Raw genomic sequence first — 7,148 nt, forward strand, 5'->3', positions numbered from 1 at the left:
CCCTGGGTAGTGATGACTTTTTTAGCATTTTTATTTTTCAAAGGCAATATAAAAAAATTAAAAAAGCAAGTCAAACCAATTCGTATTCTTATCAATGAAAAACAACTCACAAATGATCCATCAGCGCTTTTGTTTCAAATAGATTCAAGGAAAGGGCGGAGACCTTCCAGGCATTTAGGAGCAGCCACAGGTTTTGGAGATTAAGTGACGCGGCAATTTTGGTTTGGCTAAAAGAATGAAATTGATTCTTTCTAACGAGGACAAAAAAGCAAATCAAAGTTTATCAAGAGAAAGAGTTGCCAATGAAAATGTCATTGGCCTCCTTAAGCGATTTAAAAACATAGCAGATCGCTATAGAAATAGACGTAAAAGATTTGCACTTCGCTTCGACTTAATTGCAGCAATCTATAACTGGGAATTGAATATGTGAGTTTCGAAAAAGGCCTATTGAATAGTATGCAACCTTCATACGAACAGCTAGTTAGAAAAAATACAAAGCTAAGAGCTGAAAATGCGCAGTTAAAAGCCGTGGATAAATAGATCGAAAAAGATAATCATTAAGCTTGAAGCGCGTATTGTCCAGTTGGAGGCTTAAGCTTAATCAAAATTCCAGGAATAGCTCCAAGTCGCCATCCACTGATCAAAAAGCTAATCGTTACCTTACACCTACATCGGAAAAATGATTGCTTCTTGACTCGACGCTTCTTTTTTTAGCTTAGCTATTTTGCTTGCATGCTTTTGGGTAATCAATCTAACCATGGAAGAAGAAGCTTCAATTCCATAATGCTCCTTCATCTTTTCCCCTAATTTTCTAAACGCAATATCTGCTCCAAAGTCGGTTATTGCTCGCTCTAATGGTAAAAAACACCCTCTACATCTAACCTTGGAAGTCAAGGAAAATGGTCTAATCAATATTCCTGCTTGTAGAAAGCATCTCTCTTCCATATCTAATATCCCAAAAGTTGTATGCCAACTTAGTTTTTTTTGAGTGCAGCCTTAATTTCATTTCCTGAGCCTTGGCTTCTTGTTCATTTACTTGATGCTTTGCCCAATCCTCAAGGCATTTTTTCCCTAAGCCTCTAACTTCGGGAATAAGAGCAAATTCAGCATCATCCGCCACTTCTATTCCTTTAATTCCTTCGGTAATATCTAATAATTCTCTAATGGATTCTAATAAGTTGGGATGATTTTTTAATCGATTTACTACATTATTAACTTCTTCTTCGTTAAGCATATGCAACCTCCTATTGCCACGCTTTCAGTATGTATTAATCCTTCCTTATCTTGCCAACACTTTTAATTACACCCTCTACCGGAAAATATAGCAATATTTCCTTGACGAAATAAAGAAAGCTCATTTAAAAGTCTAAATTTGTTTTTTAACAAAACTATTTGTGATTTAACTCTCTCTTCTAAGGAATAAAATTATGCAAATGTCCTCCCCTCTAGACTATAATTGTTCCCGCCTCATCATTCACTACGATGCTTCTTTAGATCAGGTGAGCAGCGAGATGGCAAGGATTAAAAGGGAAGTCTATCGCTTAAGAGGAATCATAGGAGCTTTTGATGAGACGATGCAGGATAGTGCTGCTTTGACAACGGGTGTGATGGATGCCTATTTACAAGAGCTAAAGAAATTAGAGCCCAACTCCTTTTAAATTATTCTACCTAAATATTAATAGTAGTTATAAAGCAATCGAAAAATTAGAGAATTTATATGCAAGCAACTCCCAGCTTAGGCCTGCCGCCTCGTATTTTTTATCAAGAGCCCCCACTAGAAACAGAAGGTAGTGTGAGCCTGTTATCTGTTTCTCCAGTTATTGAGGAAGACAAAGGCTCTCCTTCCCCATCTCCTCTTAATGCCTCTATATTCTCAGCCAAAGGCACGCCTGAGGAAAAGCTTTTAATGCAGCGCCTGACAGCCTATTTAGGTAGAGAAAAAGATTTATTAGGAGAAACTCTGGCTCACCTCCAAGCTGAAAGTTCTCTTTATACCTCCGAGGAAAAAAGTAAACTAACAAAGCTTTTGCCTACTCTGAAGCTACCTTGGTTTATAGTCACAGAAGAGCAAAGAAAGGAAATAGTAGAACAGGGGATAAGCGTAGCTTCATATCCACGCTTACAACCTTTTCATAAAGTCTTAGCTAATATTGTAGATACTATAGCCTCAATTACAACTTCCTCCTTTAAAGACAAGCTAAAAATCATAGAGGCCTATTATACTAACTTTATAACTCAGCTCCTTGAGGCCTCTAGCTTAAGAGAGCGAGGGGCTTTGCTAGCCTTGAAAGCCCAAGTCTGTGGGGATTCCGTGGGTTTTCTTCTCCTTGATATAAACAAAGCGCGCGCTATGCTTTCTATCGATGAGTTAGGCCTGCCTTGCCGCACCAATACCCATGGCAGGCATGCCGTCGCTTCTTTAGAAGGCTTACACTGTAAAGCTAATCCTACGGCTGCTGTGGTCTCTGATTATCTAAACCCTGCTTGGGAATATGCGGCTACTTCTTTAACTCAAGCTTTTTCTCCCACCTCTTTAATTGCAGCCCCTACCTCTTTCCTTAAAATCTCCAACGTCTTAACCTTCAACTGGCAAGCCTCTTTGGATCAGGAGGCCAAAAAAGCTTTTAAACAGCAATTATGGCAGGGCAAGACCTCTCAACAAATCTTCAAAGATCAGCCTGAGCTTAAAGAGAAATTATGCAAGGCTGCTTATTTGGAAGCCCGTACAGTACAGGTAGGCTATACCATCGGGCATGCTAATGAAAGTACACACCCTCAAGCTATTTTGTTAGCTGACCTTATTAGCGTTTTAGAAATGTTTGATTTATTGTGTGATGAACGCTTACTGACGGCAGAAGAGGTTATTGAAAGCTGGCCCTTTCTTTTAAAAGAAGTGCATAAGTCTTATCCTTCTAATCCTCACGAGCTTTTTCGCGCGTATAGAGCCTGGATGGAGCAGCTGCCTGAGGAGCAGCTTTTAAACGAATTTTCTTCTAAGGGAGAGTTTAGCCTAAAATCTGAAGAGCAAGGCTTACGTGCTTTTCATGAAGACTATTTGAAAAGTAAAGAAGAAAATAATTTTTGGCAGCTATTAGCCCTATTAAAGTTACATCCTAAGCTAGCTTCAAAAGCTTCTTTAGCCTCTTTAATCGACCTACCTTTAGCTTTACGCTGGATCGCTAAGCTTTTTCCAGGAAAGTCTATAGGAGAGCTTTTTTGCCTTATCCCTCCTTTACTAAAAAAAATTGATAAAGAAGCGTTTAGCAGCCTAGTCATCGCTAGCCTCCTTATTCTCCCTAATGATGGTAAGGCCGATAACTACATTATAGAGCTTATTTGGAAAGATCAAGAGATAGAAAGCTTAAGGCTGGCCTGCATTGATAATGACCGCGCTTTTGAGCCTGCTATTATCCCAGCAAAACAAGGACATGGCATTCATTTAAAATGCCTGCCTTTATTGCTTAAAGGATGCATGAGCCAACCGATCGCTAACTCAGTTAAAGAATTCATTTTGAATTTAAACCCGCGTGATTTTTTGCTACAATGGATCCAGCAATTAGACCGAAGAAACCAGCAGTACCAAAGGCTTATTCATCAAAAAAACTTAACGAAAGAAGATTTTTTAGATGAAGCAGCCGATCAAAAGCTAGATATTCCCCTTTTACTGCCTAAAGGATTATTGTCTACATTGTTTACAAAATTGCAACTCCTGCAAGATAAGCTTAAACAAGATCATGTGACGCATTATGACCTTTTTCAAGCTTTAGAGCCAACTGCTTTTGCCTGCTATCAAGTATTAATGCAAAGACATGCTAATCCTTTAGATGCGCTGCTAGCCCTGCATCGTCAACGCACAAACGTGGAAGCTCTCCTAGAACCTACCATTTTAACTGCAATGGATACTCTCCCCTTTTTGGTGCCTTTAGAAAAAGAAGCTAGCGACTTTCTAGCAGCCCTTAACTGGTCAGCCCCTATTCCTGTCTTGCTTGATCCCCTGAAGATAGTCAGTGCTCTCTCCTTCTGCCCTCGTCTTCCTCTTTCTTTGATGCAAAAGCAGAATTTTTTGCTGATTGCTATCCAACTAGGCAAAGCCTCATTAGTTAAGTTGGCCCTGCAATTAGGAGCTAAAACTAACCAGGCCGATGAAGCTGGACAAACAGCTTTGCATAAACTAATGCGCGCCTATGATTCACCTCACTTAGATGAAGGGCAAGTGTTTTCCATTGCTGATCTTTTGCTAGCCCAAGAAGATACTGACCCTAATGCTGTCGATGATCAGCATTCTCCTCCTCTTTTTCCCCTCATTAATCGTGCTATCCATGCTCCCACCCGCTTTTCTTTTTTATTAGCCAAGCTGGTTAGCAGGGGAGTAGATTTAGAATACCCTGATCACTTTCATCAAGGAAGGACGCCCTTAGAAAAAGCCATCGCTGATAACAACTTGTTGATATTTATCGAGCTAGCTAAAAAAGGAGCAGGCGTTAAAACGCATCCGGCTAGAATTTTAGAATTTGCTAAAATGCATGCGCAAAACTCTGAGCTTGGAAAAGCTTTGCATCTTCTAGAAGCTCAATTGCCAGCCTTTGCTTACCTGCGCTCTCTTGCATTATTTACCCTACCACCCACTGGCCAAGGCTTTGAATGGGAAGGAGTAGACTCAGGTCGAGCCAAATTACACCCTCTAGTCATGCAACAGCTTCCATTAAATGCAGCCTTAGATTTTATTAAGCCTCCTCGCACCCATGGACGCAGTGCAGTCGTAGCAGTAAGTTATCTACATCGCAAATTGCATTTTAAACCTCACCCTGAGATGGCAGGCAGGGAATATGCAGTAGGAAGTCTACATCGTGTGCTCATTGGACATGGCACACCGGAAACCGAGCTATTTAAATGCTATAATGCCCGTCGCAACGCTTACCCTCTATTAGTTTCGGAAACAAGTGAAGGACAAAACTTAGATGACGCCTTAAAAGCAGGCAATACATTAGCTAATTTAGACTTACACCGAGTGCATAATATGATGCTCCTAGCTATGCTAGTTAACCCAGAAGACGGCAAGCCTGACAACTACATCTTGCAATCTTTTATCAATCATCAAGGCGAGCAGAAAGAACAGCTAGTTTGTGTCGATAATGATCATGCTTTGATTCCTTCTTTTTCAACAGAAGGAAAGTTGCAGGTCAAATGCATCCTATTTTGCTTAAACCAAATGCAAGAAGCTCTTCATCCTAAAACGAGAGAACGCTTTTTGCAAATTGATCCATTAGAAATATTACGCGCTTGGTTAGCAAACTTGGACATACAACAGCAGCGCTATACCAAACTCTTTACCGAAGAAGAGCGCGACTTTGCCTATGCTTACCATAAGCAAAACCCTGTAATTTCTATTCTCTTACCACCTAGGACGGTAGCCAAGATTTATCAAAAGCTTACCCGCCTGCAAAGGGCTTTAGATAATAATCTTGATCTGACCCCTCTAGAGCTTTTAATCCGCTTAGACCCTCCTTTAGGAAAATATTACGAGCACCTTTTACAAGATACTAGCGCCCCACTCTATAGCCGTTTTTTAAAAGGGCCCGGGCAATTTTATGAGAAAAGCCTTCATGGCCTAGTAACCTCAAGTACCAGTCACTCGCTTCTAAAATCCAGTAATATGCCTACTAAAGATTTAGTTAAGCATGAAGAACGCTATATCCCTAAAGAAGCATTAAAGGAGCTGCAGACTTTAATGAGTCAAAGCCATCCTAACTATCTCCGTGCCGTTGCTGCGTCCATACAAAAAGGAAATATTGCACCTTTTCATGAGCTTTTGACTGACGACTTGCGTGAAAATGCCCTAGCATTCATAAATATTTCTCAGCAAAAGCAAGAACTTGCTCTGCTAAAAGCCATGACCTCCTCCTCTTTTGAGACTTTATCCTTAAATCACTGCCAATCTTTAACGGAGACCCTTTTAAAAAACCTAATCGTAGCTTCTGCTGCTCTTAACAAGCTAGATGCTAGCCATTGCTCCTCTTTAAAGTCTTTTTCTTTCCCCGAATTATCTTGTTTAACTCATCTTAACCTCTCTAACTGCCCTCATCTTTATAAGCTTAGCTTAAAAGCCCCTAAGCTACGTTTCCTTATTTTAAAAAAAAATCAAGCCTTGACCTCGCTACAGTTAAACGCTCCTCTTTTAGAGGAACTCGAGCTAGAGGGGTGCCTAAGTCTTTCGGCAAAGCAAATTCAAGCTTTAGTTAAAAGCTGCCCCCATCTCAGGCGTATAACTTTGGCTGGCTGTGATCTTTCTTCTTTGCCTTATTATAAGCTTATCCATCAACACCCTTTACTTATTCGATATAACCTAGAAAATTTCTCTTCTCAAGTCATGGAGCAGCTTCAAGGACTACTTAATAATTCTCTTAATAGATGGTGTGCTAAAGGACAAAGACTACTATACGAGGAGTTCAGCGCTTTACTAGATGGGCTTAAAATAAATAAATCACTTGTTCACCTAAGTCTTGAAGGAGGGGCAATAGATAATGAAGGCAGTATCGCTTTAGCTAAAGCTCTAAAAACCAATACTTCGCTTACTAAACTACGCCTTTCAGGCGATCAGATAAGGAAGGAAGGCGCTAGCGCTTTAGGCAAAGTCCTAGAAATTAATGCCTCAATCACTAAACTAGACCTTTCATGGAATGAGATAGGCAAGGAAGGGGCTAGCGCTTTAGGCAAAGCCCTCGAAACCAATACTTCGCTCACTGAGCTAAATCTTGATATGAATAAGATAGACAATGAAGGTGCTAGCGCTTTAGCTAAAGCATTAAAGAGTAATGCCTCGTTCACTAAGCTAAATCTTAATAACAATAAGATAGGCAAGGAGGGCGCTAGCGCTTTAAGCAAAGCCCTCGAAACCAATAATTCGCTCACTGTATTAGAGCTTTATAACGATAGGATAGGCTATGAAGGTGCTAGGGCTTTAGCTAAAGCCCTCGAAACCAATACTTCGCTTACTGAACTAGACCTTTCAGGGAATGAGATAGGCTATGAAGGTACTAGCGCTTTAAGCAAAGCCCTCGAAAACAATACTTCGCTTACTGAACTAGACCTTTCAGGGAATGAGATAGGCTATGAAGGTACTAGCGCTTTAAGCAAAGCCCTCGAAACCA

General features: G+C 40.4%; 4 protein-coding genes and 2 pseudogenes. 4 read left to right on the top strand and 2 right to left on the bottom strand.

The annotated features are described in order from the left end of the window. Both DB41_RS08805 and DB41_RS12375 read left to right on the top strand, forming a co-directional pair. Positions 1–204, top strand: a 204-nt coding sequence (locus DB41_RS08805) for a hypothetical protein (RefSeq protein ID WP_039386424.1), incomplete at its 5' end; no start/stop codon positions are given. A 43-nt stretch (positions 205–247) separates the two neighbouring features. After that, positions 248–430: pseudogene (locus DB41_RS12375) on the top strand (IS5/IS1182 family transposase); the annotation flags it as partial. Positions 431–666: 236 nt separating this feature from the next. On the opposite strand, the gene DB41_RS12575 reads toward DB41_RS12375, so the two are convergent. Further along, positions 667–795, bottom strand: coding sequence for a hypothetical protein (locus tag DB41_RS12575; protein WP_255350934.1), 129 nt, complete (start codon positions 793–795; stop codon positions 667–669). A 109-nt stretch (positions 796–904) separates the two neighbouring features. Then, positions 905–1,234 (bottom strand): hypothetical protein, encoded by a 330-nt coding sequence (locus DB41_RS08815; protein ID WP_039386426.1) that lies wholly within the window; start codon positions 1,232–1,234, stop codon positions 905–907. A gap of 193 nt (positions 1,235–1,427) precedes the next feature. Here DB41_RS08815 and DB41_RS08820 point away from each other — a divergent pair, with 193 nt between their 5' ends. Both DB41_RS08820 and DB41_RS10925 read left to right on the top strand, forming a co-directional pair. Then, on the top strand, positions 1,428–1,658 hold the full coding sequence (locus DB41_RS08820) for a hypothetical protein (protein WP_039386428.1): 231 nt from the start codon (positions 1,428–1,430) through the stop codon (positions 1,656–1,658). A 59-nt stretch (positions 1,659–1,717) separates the two neighbouring features. After that, positions 1,718–7,148, top strand: a pseudogene (locus DB41_RS10925) (hypothetical protein); the annotation flags it as partial.

Origin of the sequence: Neochlamydia sp. TUME1, assembly GCF_000813645.1 — a bacterium.
Classification (GTDB): Bacteria; Chlamydiota; Chlamydiia; order Chlamydiales; family Parachlamydiaceae; genus Neochlamydia.